14 protein-coding genes are annotated in these 15,327 nt (G+C 71.5%); 2 read left to right on the top strand and 12 right to left on the bottom strand.

Annotated elements, in window-relative coordinates:
- Positions 1 to 154 precede the first annotated feature (154 nt).
- The 9 genes from ACWBNA_RS09460 to ACWBNA_RS09500 form a co-directional block, all read right to left on the bottom strand.
- Positions 155 to 820 (bottom strand): response regulator transcription factor, encoded by a 666-nt coding sequence (locus tag ACWBNA_RS09460; RefSeq protein ID WP_482703796.1) that lies wholly within the window; start codon positions 818 to 820, stop codon positions 155 to 157.
- Entirely contained in the window at positions 817 to 2,007 is a 1,191-nt protein-coding gene (locus tag ACWBNA_RS09465) for a sensor histidine kinase (protein ID WP_482703797.1), read from the bottom strand. The genes ACWBNA_RS09460 and ACWBNA_RS09465 overlap by 4 nt, the downstream gene beginning before the upstream one ends.
- A gap of 112 nt (positions 2,008 to 2,119) precedes the next feature.
- The gene (locus ACWBNA_RS09470) at positions 2,120 to 3,259 is read right to left on the bottom strand and encodes an ABC transporter substrate-binding protein (protein WP_482703798.1); all 1,140 of its coding nucleotides are present in this window, start codon (positions 3,257 to 3,259) and stop codon (positions 2,120 to 2,122) included.
- A gap of 105 nt (positions 3,260 to 3,364) precedes the next feature.
- Positions 3,365 to 4,435 (bottom strand): ABC transporter ATP-binding protein, encoded by a 1,071-nt coding sequence (locus tag ACWBNA_RS09475; RefSeq protein ID WP_482703799.1) that lies wholly within the window; start codon positions 4,433 to 4,435, stop codon positions 3,365 to 3,367.
- Positions 4,432 to 5,481 carry an ABC transporter ATP-binding protein gene (locus ACWBNA_RS09480; RefSeq protein ID WP_482703800.1) on the bottom strand — a complete coding sequence of 350 codons (1,050 nt, stop codon included), beginning with the start codon at positions 5,479 to 5,481 and terminating at the stop codon, positions 4,432 to 4,434. The genes ACWBNA_RS09475 and ACWBNA_RS09480 overlap by 4 nt, the downstream gene beginning before the upstream one ends.
- Positions 5,474 to 6,442, bottom strand: a complete 969-nt coding sequence (locus ACWBNA_RS09485; RefSeq protein WP_482703801.1) for an ABC transporter permease — start codon at positions 6,440 to 6,442, stop codon at positions 5,474 to 5,476. Before ACWBNA_RS09485 ends, ACWBNA_RS09480 begins: the two co-directional genes overlap by 8 nt.
- 5 nt (positions 6,443 to 6,447) lie before the next feature.
- Complete coding sequence (locus ACWBNA_RS09490; protein ID WP_482703802.1) at positions 6,448 to 7,473, bottom strand: ABC transporter permease; 1,026 nt, start codon at positions 7,471 to 7,473, stop codon at positions 6,448 to 6,450.
- Positions 7,470 to 9,194, bottom strand: a complete 1,725-nt coding sequence (locus ACWBNA_RS09495) for an ABC transporter substrate-binding protein (protein WP_482703803.1) — start codon at positions 9,192 to 9,194, stop codon at positions 7,470 to 7,472. The genes ACWBNA_RS09490 and ACWBNA_RS09495 overlap by 4 nt, the downstream gene beginning before the upstream one ends.
- Positions 9,195 to 9,214: 20 nt before the next feature.
- Complete coding sequence (locus ACWBNA_RS09500) at positions 9,215 to 10,111, bottom strand: proline iminopeptidase-family hydrolase (protein ID WP_482703804.1); 897 nt, start codon at positions 10,109 to 10,111, stop codon at positions 9,215 to 9,217.
- A 201-nt stretch (positions 10,112 to 10,312) separates the two neighbouring features.
- Here ACWBNA_RS09500 and ACWBNA_RS09505 point away from each other — a divergent pair, with 201 nt between their 5' ends.
- Complete coding sequence (locus ACWBNA_RS09505; RefSeq protein ID WP_482703805.1) at positions 10,313 to 11,116, top strand: FadR/GntR family transcriptional regulator; 804 nt, start codon at positions 10,313 to 10,315, stop codon at positions 11,114 to 11,116.
- Between the two features lie 300 nt (positions 11,117 to 11,416).
- On the opposite strand, the gene ACWBNA_RS09510 is transcribed toward ACWBNA_RS09505, so the two are convergent.
- Genes ACWBNA_RS09510 through ACWBNA_RS09520 form a run of 3 tightly spaced genes read right to left on the bottom strand, consistent with a single transcriptional unit; the run spans position 11,417 to position 14,428 of the window.
- Positions 11,417 to 12,910, bottom strand: coding sequence for a tripartite tricarboxylate transporter permease (locus ACWBNA_RS09510; protein WP_482703806.1), 1,494 nt, complete (start codon positions 12,908 to 12,910; stop codon positions 11,417 to 11,419).
- Between the two features lies 1 nt (position 12,911).
- Complete coding sequence (locus ACWBNA_RS09515; RefSeq protein WP_482703807.1) at positions 12,912 to 13,448, bottom strand: tripartite tricarboxylate transporter TctB family protein; 537 nt, start codon at positions 13,446 to 13,448, stop codon at positions 12,912 to 12,914.
- Positions 13,445 to 14,428 carry a Bug family tripartite tricarboxylate transporter substrate binding protein gene (locus ACWBNA_RS09520; RefSeq protein ID WP_482703808.1) on the bottom strand — a complete coding sequence of 328 codons (984 nt, stop codon included), beginning with the start codon at positions 14,426 to 14,428 and terminating at the stop codon, positions 13,445 to 13,447. Before ACWBNA_RS09520 ends, ACWBNA_RS09515 begins: the two co-directional genes overlap by 4 nt.
- A 193-nt stretch (positions 14,429 to 14,621) precedes the next feature.
- On the opposite strand from ACWBNA_RS09520, the gene ACWBNA_RS09525 reads away from it, so the two are divergent.
- Positions 14,622 to 15,320 carry an ATP-binding protein gene (locus ACWBNA_RS09525; RefSeq protein WP_482703809.1) on the top strand — a complete coding sequence of 233 codons (699 nt, stop codon included), beginning with the start codon at positions 14,622 to 14,624 and terminating at the stop codon, positions 15,318 to 15,320.
- Positions 15,321 to 15,327 lie beyond the last annotated feature (7 nt).

Below are 15,327 nucleotides of genomic sequence, written 5' to 3' on the forward strand. Positions count from 1 at the left end.
ACGCCTTCGAGGCCGCGACCGTGCGGCGTGAGGGTCCGCAGGAGCCGGCCGAGGACTGGCTGGAGGTCAGCCGCATCATGCGACGCGAGGGGTGCTGCGATCCGCAGAGTATGGGCTGAGCACGGGAGACGGCCGGGCCGGGCGCACCGGCCGGTCAGGTCAGTTCGATCAGGCCGCGCCGGACGGCTTCGCTGACGGTGGCGGCGCGGTTCTCGGTGCCGAGCTTGCGGTAGATCCGTACGAGGTGGGTCTTGACCGTCGCCTCGGCCAGGAACAGGGCGCCGGCGATGGCCCGGTTGCTGTGACCCCGCGCCAGGAGCCGTACGACCTCGATCTCGCGCTCGCTGAGCCCAGGTGCCTGCTCGCTCGCCTGCCCGACGAAACGGGCCGCGGCCTCCGGCGCCAGGGCCATGCCTCCGGCCGCCGCGGCGCGCACGGCCCGGAACAACTCCTCGGGCGGGCCCGCCTTGAGAACGTAGCCGCGCGCACCGGCCTCCACGGCCCGCAGGACATCGGCCTGACCGCCGTAGCTCGTGAGCACCACCACCTGTGCGCCGGTGGCGAGCGCGAGGATCCGGCGAGTCGCCTCGATGCCGTCGACGCGGCTGTGCGGCGCGCCCGGGTCCGACAGCCGCAGGTCCATCAGCACCACGTCGGGCCGGAGCCCGCCCACCAGACGCACCGCGTCGGTTCCGTCGCCGGTCTCGCCGACCACCTGGAAGTCGGGCTCGCCTTCGAGGAGGGCGCGCAGCCCCGCTCGTACGACGGTGTGGTCGTCGACGATCAGGATCCGCAGCGGCACAGGAAGCGGATCGCTCATCGGGCACCGGCGGGCACACGGTCCTCGGCCGGCAGCGCGGCCCGCACGCGCGAGCCCCGCCCGGGCGCGCTGTCGACGGTGAGCGTGCCGCCGAACGCGCGCAGCCGGTCACGCGCGGCGGCCAGTCCGAAACCGCGGTCGGCGCGGCCCGGCCTCGCGGCGTCCGGGTCGAATCCCGTTCCGTCGTCCCGGACCTCGACAACCGCCGCCTCGTCGCCGTAGGCCAGGGTGAGGTGGACGTGCGTGGACCGCGCGTGCTCGCGGGCGTTCGCCAGGAGGCCCTGCGCCACTCGCAGCAGGGCGACCGCCCGGTCGGTGGGCAGGGGGTACGGCTCGTGTTCGGTGCGGAAGGAGATCCGGGGCGAGCGGCCGGCCGAGTCGGCGCGGGCGCACAGATCTCGTAACGCCGCCGCCAGACCGTCCTGGGCGAGGACGGGCGGGGTGAGGTCGTCGATGATGCCGCGGGTCTGCGCGAGGTGCTCGCCGAGGGCGTCGGTGACCGTCCGCAGTTGCCGCCGGGCGGCGTCCGGGTTGCGGTCCCAGTCCCGTTCCGCGGCCTGGAGCAGCATGCGGCTGCCCGCGAGTTCCTGGGCGAGCGTGTCGTGCAGGTCCCGTGCGATGCGGGACCGCTCGGCGAGCCGTCCCGCCTCTCGCTGCTGCCGGGCCAACCGGCCCCGGGTGGCGTCCAGTTCGGAGGCGAGCCGCTGCTGGGTGCGGTAGAGGAGCACGGTGGCCCAGACGGCGGCGACGGGCGGTGCCAGCACATCGGGGTCGAGGCCGCTGAACCGCGTCAGGGCCGCCACCAGCAGTGCCGTGATGACGCCGAGTCCCACCGCCCGCTCCGTGCGGGTGGGCATCCGCAGGGCCACGACGGCCAGCGGCACGGCCAGCCACGCGTATCCGAGGGTGAGTGCCGCCGGGAGGATCCAGGCGACCCAGGACCACAGCAGCAGGAGGAGACCGAGCCAGATGGGTCGGGCCGCGCGCCCGAGCCGGTTCCACCGGGCCTGCCCTGCGGCGTAGAGCAGGGCGAGCGCGGTCGTGGGAGGCGCGACGGACCAGCACAGTTGGTTGTTCAGCGCGACGAGCCGTACGAGAGTGCCGGCGACGGCGATCAGGAACACCAGGTGCGGCAGGTGCCGCGCCGACACGGGCGGCCGGCGTGCAAGGAGGGCGGTGGCGGTCACGGCTGCGGCTCCCTGGGGCGGGCCGGGCGGATGCGACAACAGCGCCAGAAGTGTATCCGTGGCCTGTGTGGCCGCTGTAAACGCCCTGTACGGGTCTGCCGCGCGCGGGACGTCAGCGCCCCGGGTGGAGCCCCAGCGTGCCGGGCGACGGATCGCCCTTCACCTCGCCGAAGTAGAGGGCGAAGGTCTGCTTCAACCGCTCGATCGCGGCCCGGTCCTCCATGAACCGCGGGAAGCCGTCCACGTGCGCGTCCGGGTTCTCCCACACCGGCTTCAGCGTGGGGTTGGGGAGGACGTCGGTGCGCACCGACCAGCCGTTGAAGGCGGCCTTCTGCCGCTCCTCGGACAGGACCCAGTTCAGGTACAGCTTCGCGGCCGTGGGGTGGGCGGCCTGCTTCAGGACCGCGGCCCGCTGCCCCCACGCCATGAAGGGGTGCCCCACGGGCGCCACCCACTTGACGGAGGTCGACGTGGAGACCGCGCTGCCGGACGTGCCGACGCCGATGGTCTTCTGCTTGCCGTTGACCGCGGCACTCGGGGTGTGCGAGCCACGGGCGAACCGGGGCTGCTGCGCGGCGAACTCGGCGACCCAGTCCCAGCCGTACCTCTGCTGGTACAGGGAGAAGAGGTACAGCACCGCGTCGTCGTCGTGGGGGTAGGAGGAGGCGATGGCGTCCTTCCAACGCGGGTCGACCAGGTCCTGCGGCGTCCTGGGCGCGTCGGCGCCGGCCGCCTGGATGTCGTACAGGAAGCTGAAGGCGATGACGGCTATCGCCGTCCACGCGCCGTCCGGGTCCTTGAACCCCTGGTGGACCTTGGAGAATCCGGCGGGCTTGTAGGGCAGCAGCCGGCCCTGACGCTTCCAGCGGGTGAAGTCCTGGAGCGTCTGCAGCTGTACGACGTCGGGGACCAGGGTGCCGGTCGCGAGCTGGTTGTCGACCCGGACGTCGTGGTACTTGCTGTAGTCCACGACGACCGTCAGATCGATGTCGGGGAAGCGGCTGCCGAACGCGGTCCGTACGCCGGCGGCCTGGCTGTCGACGTCCCCGCCCTGGTAGAGGACGAGCTTGCCGCCCTCGGAGACCGCCGCCGCGTAGAGCTCGTCGAGGGAGCGCGTCTCCTCGCGAACGCCGGGTGAGACGGCGGCGGGAGCGGCGCCCGCCGGGCTCTGCGCGGCGACCGTGGCGGCGCTGCCGAGCGCGACCCCGGCCCCCGTGGCGAGCAGCCGGCGCCTGCTGAAGTTCGTGGACATGTGGGGGGTCCTCCTGTTGCTCCGCCGCCGCGTCCGTACGCGGTGGCGGAGCAAGCCTTCCCGGGAGGAGCGTCGTTCCGCGTCGCCCGAACGGTGCCTTCGGATTCAACCGTTCGATGCAACGGGCCCCACCGGGCTCGTCAGCGGGAAGTGGCAGGCGGTGAGGCGCCCCGGCGCCGTGGCGGTGAGTCGGGGCCGCTCCAGGGCGCAGCGCTCGCGGGCGTGGGGGCAGCGGGTGCGGAAGGGGCAGCCCGTCGGCTTGTCCACCGGGTTGGGCACCTCGCCGGTGAGGACGATGCGTTCCCGGCGCGCTGCGCCCGCCGCCGAGCCGCCGTCGTCGATGTCCGGGACCGCCGACAACAGTGCCTGCGTGTAGGGATGGGCCGGGGCCTCGTACAGCGCTTCCGTCTCGGCGAGTTCGACGATCTCGCCGAGGTACATGACGGCGATCCGGTCCGACACGTGACGGACCACACCGAGGTCGTGGGCGATGAAGACGTAGGTGAGCGCGAACTCCTCCTGGAGGTCGGCGAACAGGTTCAGCACCTGTGCCTGGATCGACACGTCGAGGGCGGACACCGGCTCGTCGGCCACGATGAGCTTCGGGGCGGTGGCCAGGGCCCGGGCGATGCCGATGCGCTGACGCTGGCCGCCGGAGAACTCGTGCGGGTACCGGTCCAGATGCGCCGCGGCCAGGCCTACGACGTCGAAGAGCTCGGCGACCCGGCGGCGGACCGCGGCGGCATCGCCGTAGCGGTGCACGAGCAGGGGCTCGGCCACGATGTCCCCGGCGCGGCGGCGGGGGTTGAGGGAGGCCTGTGGGTCCTGGAAGACGAGCTGCATCCCCGGACGCACCGGCCGCAGCCGCCGTGTGGACAGGGTGGTGATGTCCAGTCCGTCGAACTCGACCCGGCCGCCCGTGAGTTCGGTGAGCCGGACCAGACAGCGGCCGAGGGTGGACTTGCCGCAGCCCGACTCGCCGACGATGCCGAGGGTCTCCCCGGCGCGGACGTCGAGGGACACCCCGTCCACGGCGCGCAGCACCTTGCGGCGCCGGGACAGCGGGTCCGCGCGCAGGGGGTAGTACTTGGTGACGTCCGACGCGCGCAGCAGTACCCCGCCGTCCGTCCGGGCGCCGCTGTCGCCGTTCACTGCCACGATGTCCTGCGCCGTCACGGTGTCGCCTCCCTGTGCACGTCGGGTACGTCGGTCGCCGCGGCCCGTGCCGTGAGCCGCAGCGACGCGCGGTCCTCGGGCGGCAGCCAGCAGGCGTCGCGGTGGGCGGTGTCGTCGAGACCGCCCGCGGACAGCGCGGGCCGCTCCTCGCACCGGTCGTGACGCAGTCGGCAGCGCGGCGCGAACGCGCATCCCTCCGGCAGGTGGCCGGGCGAGACGGGCACGCCCGCGATGGTGGGCAGCCGCCGCAGCCGGGGGCCGCCGACGCGGGGCACCGAGTCGAGCAGGCCCCAGGTGTACGGGTGCCGGGGACCGTGGAACACCGCCCGGCGCGGGCCGTCCTCGGCCGCCCGGCCGCCGTACATGACCAGGACCCGGTCGGCGATCTGGGAGACCACACCCATGTCGTGCGTGATGAGGACCACCGCCGAGCCGCGCGTGTTGAGCTCACGCACCAGGTCGAGGATCTGCGCCTGGACGGTCACGTCGAGGGCCGTGGTCGGTTCGTCGGCGATCAGCAGGGCGGGGTCGCAGGAGAGGGCCATCGCGATGACCGCGCGCTGGCGCATGCCGCCGGAGAACTCGTGCGGATAGGCGTTCACCCGCGAGGCCGCGTCGGGGATGCCGACGTCGGAGAGCAGCCGGACCGCGCGGGCGTGTGCCTCCTTGCGGGAGACTCGCTCGTGTGCCCGGATCTGCTCGGCGATCTGCCAGCCCACCGTGTACACGGGGGTCAGCGCGGTCATCGGGTCCTGGAAGACCATGGCGATCTGCCTGCCCCGCAACGCGCGCATCTCCTTGTCGGGGAGAGCGAGCAGATCCCGTCCCCGGAAGCGGACCTCACCCGACACGGTCACGTTCGGGTTGGTCAGCAGGCGCAGGACGGCCAGCATCGAGACGCTCTTGCCCGAGCCCGACTCGCCCACGATGCCCAGGACTTCGCCGGGGGCGACCGAGAAGGACAGTCCGTCGACGGCCGTGACCGGGCCGGTGCGGGTGCGGAAGGACACCCGCAGATCTCGTACGTCCAGCAAAGGCTCAGGCATGGCGGGCCCTCGGGTCGAGTCGCGCGTACAGGACGTCCACCAGTGCGTTGGCGAGGACCACGAAGAACGCCGCGTACAGGACGGTCCCCATGATCACGGGCAGGTCCAGGTTCTGCAGGGCGTCGAAGGTGAGCTTGCCGATGCCGGGCAGGCCGAAGACCACCTCGGTGAGCAGCGCGGCGCCGCCCACGAGCGCGCCGAAGTCCAGGCCGAACAAGGACACGATCGGGATCAGCGAGCAGCGCAGGGCGTGGCGGACGAGGATCCGGCGCTCGGACAGCCCCTTGGCCCGGGCCGTGCGGACGTAGTCCTCGTTGAGCGCGCTGACGACCTCGCCGCGCAGCAGCCGGGCGTAGATCCCGGCGTACAGCAGCGCCAGGGTCAGCCACGGGAAGAGCAGGTGCAGCGCCCACTGGCCCGGGTTCTGGCTCAGGTCGACGTATCCGGGTGGCGGCACCCAGGAGAACACCGAGTCGTGCAGCTGTTTCTGGGTGACGAGGTTGACGACCTCGCCGAGCCAGTAGGCCGGCAGCGAGACACCGACCACGCCGACCAGCATGATCAGCGGGTCGGCGGCCTTGCCGCGGAAGGTCGCCGCCGCGGTGCCCATGAGGATGCCGGCCGTCATCCAGATCAGCGCCGCGCCGGTCACGAGGGACAGGGTGACCGGGGTGGCCTGCACGATCTGCGGGATGACGCGGGAGCCGCGGTTGACGAAGGACTCCAGGTCCCGGTCGACGAGCAGGTGACGCATCATCAGCAGGTAGCGGACGGGCATCGCCCGGTCGAGGCCGAAGGAGTGCCGTACCTGGGCGAGCGTGGCCGGGTCGGCGTTGCGTCCCGCGATGCGGGCCGCGGGGTCGACTCCCGGGGTGGCGAAGAAGATCAGGAACACCAGCACGCTGATGGCGAACATCACCAGCAGGGCCGAGGAGAAGCGCTTGACGACGAAACGGAGCATCGGACTCACACCCCTCCGCGCAGCCGGGCACCCGGATCGAGCGCGTCCCGCACGCCGTCGCCGAGGACGTTGAGCGCCGCCGTGGTCAGTGCGATCAGCAGTCCCGGGGCGATGGTCACGGCGGGGCGGGTGTAGAGCAGCCCCAGGCCGTCCTCGATGATCGTGCCCCAGCTGGCGTCGGGCGGCTGGACGCCGACGGACAGGAAGGACAGGGCCGACTCGGTGAGCATGGCCAGCGCGGTCATCAGCGGGACGAAGACGATCGCCGTGGGCAGGACGTTCGGCAGCACCTCCCGGCGCAGGATGCGCGGGGTGGGCGAGCCGGAGCCGACGGCCGCCTGGATGTACTCCTTGTTGCGCAGCACCAGGACCTGACCGCGCAACGGCCGGGAGATGTACGGCACGTAGATCGCCGCGATGATCGCCACGGGCAGCCAGAGGCTTCCCGCGTCCACGGTGAGCGGGCCCAGGCGCAGCCCGTTGGTGAGCAGCACGACCGACAGGCAGATCGCCAGCAGGTACACCGGGAACGCCCAGATCACGTCCAGGATCCGGGAGACGACGGCGTCCACGACACCGCCCGCGTAGCCGGCGACGACTCCGACGGCCGTACCGGCCAGGCAGGTCAGCAGGGCCGCGGTGACACCGATGAACAGGCTGGTACGACCGCCGTACAGCAGGCGGGCCATGACGTCGCGGCCCTGGTTGTCGGCGCCGAGGAAGTAGTGGGCGGGGTCCCAGGTGGGGCCGATGGGTGTGACCCCGAGGCCGAGGCCGGTGCTGCTGGGAGTGAGCACCGGCACGGTCTTCCCGCCGACGACCGTGGTGCCGGAGACGTGGGACTGGAACGGGTCGGTGTGGGCGATGTGGTCCGCGTACAGCGGCGCGCACAGGCTCGCCAGCACGACGAGCAACAGGACGACGGCCGCGGCCAGCGCCGGCCTGTTGTGCGACAGGTCGGCGGCGGCCGTCCGCCAGGGGCCCGGCGAACGCCGGGCCTCCGTCGACGGCACGGGGGGCGTGCTGCTCATGTGACCCACGTCTGCCCGACAAGCATGTAGAACTGCTTGCTGAACTGGTAGTTGCCGACCCGCTTCGACGTGAAGTCGATGATCTTCGGGTTGATCAGCGGGACGACCGGGGACTGGGCCATGACGTCCTGGTCGATGGCGCCCCACTGCTGGTCGGCGGCCTTCTGGTCGGTCTGGGCGGTCTTCAGCGCCGCCTGCATCTTCGCGTCGATGCCCTTGTCGCAGAATCCGGAGATGTTGATGCTGGAGTCGCTGCCGGGGCGGAACGAGGCACAGGACAGCAGCACGTTGAGGAAGTCGGAGGCCGCGGGGTAGTCCTGGTACCAGGACGTCAGGGCGAGCTGCACCCTGTTCTTGGTGTTCTGGATGTAGGTGAACTGGATGTTCGCCGACAGCGGCTTGAGCGTCGCCTTGTAGCCGAGCTGGGTGAGCAGGCTCTGCAGGTACTGCCCGATCGACTTGTTGACGTCGTCGTCCTGGACGACGATGCCGACCTCCTGCCCGGCCGTACCGGACTGCTTCACCAGCGCCTTGGCCTTGGCCAGATCCGCGGCCGTCCAGGTCTTGTCGCCACCCTTGGTGTAGGCGCACGAGTCGGTGTGCCCGGGGAAGCCCGGCGGCAGGATCGTGCACGCGGGAGAGGCGAGGTTCGTGCCGCCGTACAGCCGCACCACGGCGGACCGGTCGACGGCCCAGTTGATCGCCTGACGGGCCAGCTTGTTGTTGAACGGCGCCGTGTTGACGTTCAGCGTCGCGTACCAGAACGCGGTCAGCGGGTTCACGTGTGCCTGGGAGGCGTACTTGGTGCCGATCTCGTTCAGCCGGTCGGCGGGCGGCGGGTCGTACATCCAGTCCGCCTGGCCGTTCTCGACGGCGGTGACCTCGGACTCGACGGTCTGGCCGAAGGTGTAGTCGATGACGTCGGGGTAGCCCTGGGGCTGGCCCTCCCGCGACCACTCCTTGAAGTGTGGGTTGCGCACCAGCCTCAGCGCCCGGTTCGGGTCGTACGAGGCGGCCATGTACGGGCCGGTCGTCGGCAGCGGCTTCGTGCCGGCGTCCTTCACCGGCGAGTCCTTCGGTACGACGCTGGCGTGCGGGACGGCCAGCTTGTACGGGAACTCCGTGTCCGGGGCGGTGAGGTTGACGGTGACCGTGTTCGCCTTCGCGTCGCCGCTCACGCCTCCCGCGAGCGTGCAGGAGGCGGGCTTCTTCAGGCAGGCGTCGGCTCCGACGATGCCGTTGTAGAAGGTGCCCGCGGTGGGGCTGGAGACCTTGAAGATGCGCTGGAAGGACGCCACCACGTCGTCGGTGGTCAGGGCCTTGCCGTTGGAGAAGGTGATGCCCTTGCGAAGGGTGAAGGTGTACGTCCTGCCGCCGTTGGTCACCTTCGGCATGGCCGCCGCCAGGTCCGGGACGACGGTGAACGACTGCTGCCCGCCGACCTTCTTGAACGCGAGCAGCCCGTCGTACATCGACTGGTACAACTGCCAGTACTGAAGCGTGTAGTTGACCTGCGGATCGAGGCTGCCGGCGGCCGCGTGGGCGACCAGTTTGAGGGTGCCGCCCTTGTGCTGCGGCTGGAAGGCGACGGAACCGGAGCCGGACGTGGACGCGGTCGGGCCGGAGGAGGAGTCGTCGCCGGAGGACGAACAGGCGGCAGCGGTCAGGGCGAGGGCGACGGTGGCGGCGGCGAGCGCGCTCCGTCTCGTGTTGCTGGACATCCGGAACTCCCGTCGGGGGATCAGTCGGTGGAGTCGAGGAACTCGCCGACGACCCGGAGGAAGAGCTCCTCCTCCTCGACGTGCGGCATGTGGCTGGAGTGCTCGAACACGTGCCAGCGCACGTCGGGGATGTGGTCGGCGAAGGGGCGGACGGTCTCGGGAGTCGCTTCGTCGTACCGCCCGGACACCAGCAGGGTCGGCGCCTCGACCAGGTGCAGCCGGTCGATCACGGACCAGTCCTTGAGCGTGCCGACGACATGGAACTCGTTGGGGCCGTTCATCGTGTGGTACACGGTCGGATCAGCCGCGATGTTGTCCCAAGTGGCCTGCACCTCGGGCGGGTTGGGCACCAGACGGCACACGTGGCGGTCGTTGAAGACCTGCTCGGCCGCGCGGTAGGCGGGGTCGTCGGTGGTCCCGGCCGTCTCGTGGGCCAGCAGGGTGTGCTGGACCTCCGGCGGGAGATCGGCACGCAGTCGGCTCGCCGCCGACAGCCACAGCTCCATGGAGGCGGGGGAGTCGGCGATGACCAGGCCGCGCAGCCCGGGCGGGCGGCGTACGGCGTGCTCGGCGGCGAGCATGCCGCCCCAGGACTGGCCGAGGACGTGGTAGGCCTCGGCGATGCCCAACGCCTTGAGCAGGGTGTCGAGTTCGTCGAGGAAGAGCTGGACGGTCCAGAAGTCGGCGCCCTCGTGGGGCAGATGGGTGGACAGTCCGGTGCCCAGTTGGTCGTAGTGCACGACGGGGCGGCCCTGCTGGGCGATGCCCGCGATGCTGAGGGTGTAGTTGTGGCCGGCTCCGGGTCCGCCGTGCAGGACGACCAAGGGTGTCCTGCCCGGTTCGCCCGTGATCCGGTACCAGGTGGACCAGCCGTTGAAGTCGACGGTTCCGGTGTGGTTCGGTTCGGGGATCGCCACGGGGAAGCCTCCCGGACTGGCCGGAATCGGCCGCCCGCTGTCTGAAACGAGATGGGTGTGACGGATGGATGAGATAGTGATTGGGTAAAAGGTCAGCGCACAAGACCTTTTAGCGGTGCCGGGGCAAGACGTAACGGCGTGTTTACGTGGCCCCCGCCGGTTTACCTGTGCGGTTTCCGACGAGGAGGACAGCTGACATCCGTGCGTGAGTCATCCGAACCGGGGGACGAGTTCTCCCGCGTGCTCGACCGGGTCCTCCTCGGCGGCACTCCGTCGTCGTCGCTGCGCCCCGTGCGCGTGACCTCGGCGGTCGACGAGGTCTCCGACCGGCTGCTCACCGCGATCGCCGTCGGAGACTTCCTGCCGGGCGAACGGCTGCCGGCCGAACGCGAGCTCACCGGGCTGCTGCGGGTGAGCCGCCCCACCGTGCGCGAGGCCGTCGGACGCCTCCAGGCCCTGGGCGTCATCGAGATCCGCCGCGGCCGCAGCGGAGGAGCCTTCGTGCGCGAGAGCTGGAGCGAGTCCTCCGCGGCCGCGGTCCGCCGTACGCTGCTGCCCCGGTGGGAGGAGTTCGAGCAACTCTTCGACCTGCGTGGTCTGGTGGAGGGCATGGTGGCCGCGACGGCTGCCCGCCGCCGACGGCCCAAGGACCTGGAGCCGATGCGCGAGGCCCTGGCCGCGCACCTCTCCGCGAGCACGCCCCGCGAGGAACAGGCCGCCGACAGCGCGTTCCACCAGAGCATCTGCGAGGCCACCCGCAACCCCCAGATCGCCCTGCTCAGCCGCGACCTGCTGACCCGGATCAGCCTCGGCTTCCCGGTCGAGCCGTGGGGCAAGGGCGAGCGTTCCCACTTCCATCGGGCCGGCGAGGGCCACACGGCCCTGTACGAGGCCATCGCCGCGGGCGAACCCGAGCGTGCCGAGGAGATCGCCCGGGAGCACTTCATGATCAGCGCCGAGATGATCCGTGACGTACTGGCCCGGGTCCGGGCCGCGGGGTCGTGACACGGCTCTGCCAACCGGGTCCGTTCGGCTCCGCCGAAACGTGCGGTCGTGACACGGCTCTGCCAACCGGGTCCGTCGGCTCCGCCGAAACGTGCGCTGCCCTCGATGGTGCGGCCGGACCAGGCACGCCGGACCTCGAGGGATCGCCGCGGGCTCTCCTGAGCAACCGTCACCTCGGATCCGGCCGCTGCCGGAGTTCGGGCGGACCGCGGTGTTCGAGCCCGGGGATACAGACGTTCCGCGGCCACGGGGAACGCCGGGGCGCGATACGCACGGACGTACCGCGCCCCGGCGCCGGCATCAGGTGCCCGCGCGGGCCCGCAGCACGAGCTTCTTCAGCAGCGGCCAGGCCAGCAGTAGCGCGATCACCACGTACACGGTCACCGCGAACGGGGTGTCGACCAGCCCCTTCACGCTGCCGTCGCTGATCTGCAGGGCGCGCCGGAGCTGCTGCTCGGCGTTCGGACCGAGGATGACGCCGATCACGGCGGGCAGGACCGGCAGGCCGTAGCGCCGCATGCCGAATCCGATCAGGCCGATGACCAGGAGGATCACCAGGTCGACGACCTCGCCGCCGACCGCGTACGCGCCGACCGCCGCGAAGAACAGGATCCCCGCGTACAGGTACGGCCGCGGGATGCGCAGCAGCTTCGCCCACACGGGCGCCAGCGGCAGGTTGAGCGCGAGCAGCAGGACCATGCCGACGAACAGCGAGGCGATCAGGCCCCAGACCAGGTCGGGTTCGCGCTCGAAGAGCAACGGCCCCGGCTGGATGCCGTACTGCTGGAACGCCGCCAGCATCACCGCGGCCACCGCCGTGGTCGGCAGTCCCAGGGTCAGCATGGCCACGAGCGTGCCCGCCGCCGAGGCCGACGCCGCCGACTCCGGACCCGCCACACCCTCGATGGCGCCCTTGCCGAACTCGTCCTTGTGCTTCGAGAGACGTTTCTCCGTGACGTACGACAGGAAGGTGGGGATCTCCGCGCCGCCCGCCGGGATCGCGCCGAACGGGAAACCGATGAACGGGCCGCGCAGCCACGACTTCCAGGTCCGCCGCACATCGGCGCGGCCCAGCCACGGCCGGCCCACCGGGATCGGCTCGCCCGGGCTGCGCCGCAGGTGCGCCGCCACCCACAGGGCCTCGCCGATCGCGAAGAGGCCGACCGCCACGATCACCACGTCGACGCCGTCGGCGAGTTGGAGGGAACCGAAGGTCAGACGCTGCTGACCGGTCATCTGGTCCAGGCCCACCAGGCCGATCGTCAGCCCGATCAGCAGGGAGGCCATGCCCCGGATCCGCGACGAACCCAGGACCGACGTCACCGCGATGAACGCCAGCACCATGATGGCGAAGTAGTCCGGCGCACCGATGTCCACCGCCAGGTCCGCGACCGTCGGCGCCAGCGCGACCAGCAGGATCGTGCCGATCAGGCCGCCCGCGAAGTGACCGATGGCGGCGGCCGCGAGGGCCTGGGCGCCACGCCCGGCCTTGGCCATCGGGTTGCCCTCCATGGCCGCGACCACGGCGGCGCTCTCGCCGGGGGTGTTGAGCAGGATGGAGGTCGTGGAGCCGCCGAACATCGCCCCGTAGTAGATGCCCGCGAACATGATGAACGCGGCGATCGGGTTCAGTCCGTACGTCACCGGCAGCAGCAGCGCGACCGCCATAGCGGGTCCGATGCCCGGCAGCACGCCGATCGCGGTGCCGAGCAGCACACCGAGGGCGGCCCACATCAGGTTGACCGGGGTGAGGGCCGTACCGAAGCCGTCCATGAGGGAGTTGAGGGCGTCCATGTCACAGCACCCCCATCAGTGGACCGCCGGGCAGCGGGACTCCGAGCAGGTTGTTGAAGACCGCGTAGGTGACGAGGGAGAGGACGGCGGCGATGAGCGGATCACGGTCGATCCGGCGGCTGCCGAGCGCGAAGGCGGCTCCCCAGAACAGCAGGGCGCCCGCGACCGGGAAGCCGAGCGGTTCGATGAGGACGGCCGTAGCGAGGAAGACCCCGGCGAGCAGCAGCACCGTGCGCCAGTCGGCCGGCTCGGACAGGTCGACGTCCTCGCCGGTCTCGGCCTGGCCACGACCGCCGCGCAGCACGTCGACGGCGAGCAGGGCGGCGACCACGAGCAGCCCGATGCCGACGACGACCGGCACGGTCTTCGGTCCGACCGGCCCGCGCTGCGTGAGGTCGACGTCCATGGTCAGCGCGTCGGTCAGGACGAGCACGCCGAGCGCCGACAGCAGGACACAGACGCCGAGTTCGGAGTGCTCGCCCAGCCAGGAGCGGCGTCCGGGCGCCTGGGCCGCGGGGGTGTCGGTCTGCGTCGTCACAGTCCCAGCTCCTTCAGCACCGCAACCACGCGCTTGTCCTGGGCGTCCAGGAAGTCGCCGAAGCTCTCGCCGGTCAGGAACGCGTCGTCCCAGCCGTTCCGCTCCAGTGACTTGCGCCACTCGGGCGAGTCGTGCAGTTCCTCGACCAGGCGGACGAGCTTGTCGCGCTCGGCCCCGGACAGGCCGGGCGGGGCGACGATGCCCCGCCAGTTGGTGAACTCCACGTCGTAGCCGGACTCCTTGAGCGTGGGCGCGTCCAGCTCCGAGACCCGCTCGGGCCCGGTGACCGCGAGAATCCGCAGCTCGCCCGCCTTGATCTGGTCGAGGTACTCGCCGACCCCGGACACCCCGAAGGCGACCTTGCTGCCGAGGATCGAGGCGAGCAGTTCCCCGCCGCCGTCGAAGGGGATGTAGTTGACCTGCTTCGGCGCGATACCCGCGGCCTGGGCCATCAGCATCGGCGCGAGGTGGTCGGGCCCGCCGGGCGAGGATCCGCCGCCCACCGGGAGCTTGCCGGGATCCTCCTTCCAGGCGCCGATCAGCTCGTCGATCGTCCTGTACGGGGAGTCCTTGGCGACCACGACGACGTCCTGCTCCTCGGTGAGCCGGGCGATCGGGGTGGTGTCGGCCAGCGTCTTCGGCGCGTGGTTGGAGCGGACGGCGCCCACCACCCCGAGGCCCATCGACATGGCGAGCTTGCCGTTGCCGTGTTCGCTCACCAGCCGGCTCAGGCCGACGGTGCCGCCGGCGCCGGGCAGGTTGAACACCTCGATGTTGTGCGTGAGTCCGGCGTCCTCGGCGTTCTTGGCGGCCGTCCGGGCCGTGATGTCGTAGCCGCCGCCGGGTGTGTTGGGGACCATGAGGCGCAGGCCCGGGATCTGTGTGCCGGTCTCGGCGCCGCTGCCGCTCGTGAGCAGCGGAGGTCCCACGAGGACGAGCACGGCGGCCCCGAACAGGGCGAGGGGGGTGCGCAGACGCACGAGTGCCACCACCTGTCGGTTCGTCGATGAAAGGTCGATGAGGTACGGCAGCCCTGTGGGGGAGGGTGATGTGGGCCACATGTTGCCCGCGCCTGAACGGCCTGTCTCGCTTCCGGAACCAACGGAGGTTGTGGTCATTGCGGTCACCGTCGTCGGTGCGTGCACCCTGTTTCCCCGCCCTCGGGCGGACGCCATGACGGGGCGCCCGGCGGACGAGCCGCCGTACGCCGTGCCGGTACGGGAGATCGAGTACGCCGTGGTCGCCGCCTTCCGCCGCCTTCCGCCGTCAGACCCTCGCAGGCGAGCTGCGGTGCTCCAACTCGCCACCGTCGCAGTGGCGTTGGCGGCGGTCGCCGCGGTCTTGTCCGCCCAGTCGGCGGCGGCCTGCAACCGGGTCGAAAATCTCCGGCGGGTGGTGGCGCCGGCCAGGCAGCTCGCCGCCAACCCCCGGGTGTGCAGCCTGCTGATGTCGCCCGTGCCCCAGCGGGCCTCGGCCCCGCTGGTGAACTCCACGCGGCCACCGTCCCAGGCCACCTCGGTGACGGTGGCCGACGCCGACGACAGGATTCGTCAGCGCCACCAGCCCCCGGCCATCGGCGCCCGGTCGCCCTTCGGCAAGGAAGCCTCCCGGGGCCGGGGCTGGTCCGCCTCACTGACGGTGGCCGACGCCGTCGTGGCGACCGTGGTGGTGGGCGACCGCGTCGACAGCGCCGTCGACGCCGCTGCCGCCCAGGAAGGCGAGTTCTTCATCGGTCTGGCGCCGACCCGGCTGGTCTGCGAGCGTCACGGGGGTGAGACCTCGGTGACCAACACCCCGCTCAAGGCCGTGCTCACCGCACGCATGACCGTCAGCCACCTCACCGACGCGGTGGCGGAAGGAGTTCCACTATGACGACGCC

The sequence above is a fragment of the Streptomyces sp. Q2 genome (assembly GCF_056820935.1).

Bases quoted from the DNA above. Each gene is read 5' to 3' on its own strand.
- ACWBNA_RS09460 (WP_482703796.1), bottom strand. From the start codon at position 820: ATGAGCGATCCGCTTCCTGTGCCGCTGCGGATCCTGATCGTCGACGAC.
- ACWBNA_RS09470 (WP_482703798.1), bottom strand. From the start codon at position 3,259: ATGTCCACGAACTTCAGCAGGCGCCGGCTGCTCGCCACGGGGGCCGGG.
- ACWBNA_RS09480 (WP_482703800.1), bottom strand. From the start codon at position 5,481: ATGCCTGAGCCTTTGCTGGACGTACGAGATCTGCGGGTGTCCTTCCGC.
- ACWBNA_RS09485 (WP_482703801.1), bottom strand. From the start codon at position 6,442: ATGCTCCGTTTCGTCGTCAAGCGCTTCTCCTCGGCCCTGCTGGTGATG.
- ACWBNA_RS09490 (WP_482703802.1), bottom strand. From the start codon at position 7,473: ATGAGCAGCACGCCCCCCGTGCCGTCGACGGAGGCCCGGCGTTCGCCG.
- ACWBNA_RS09495 (WP_482703803.1), bottom strand. From the start codon at position 9,194: ATGTCCAGCAACACGAGACGGAGCGCGCTCGCCGCCGCCACCGTCGCC.
- ACWBNA_RS09510 (WP_482703806.1), bottom strand. From the start codon at position 12,910: ATGGACGCCCTCAACTCCCTCATGGACGGCTTCGGTACGGCCCTCACC.
- ACWBNA_RS09525 (WP_482703809.1), top strand. From the start codon at position 14,622: ATGACGGGGCGCCCGGCGGACGAGCCGCCGTACGCCGTGCCGGTACGG.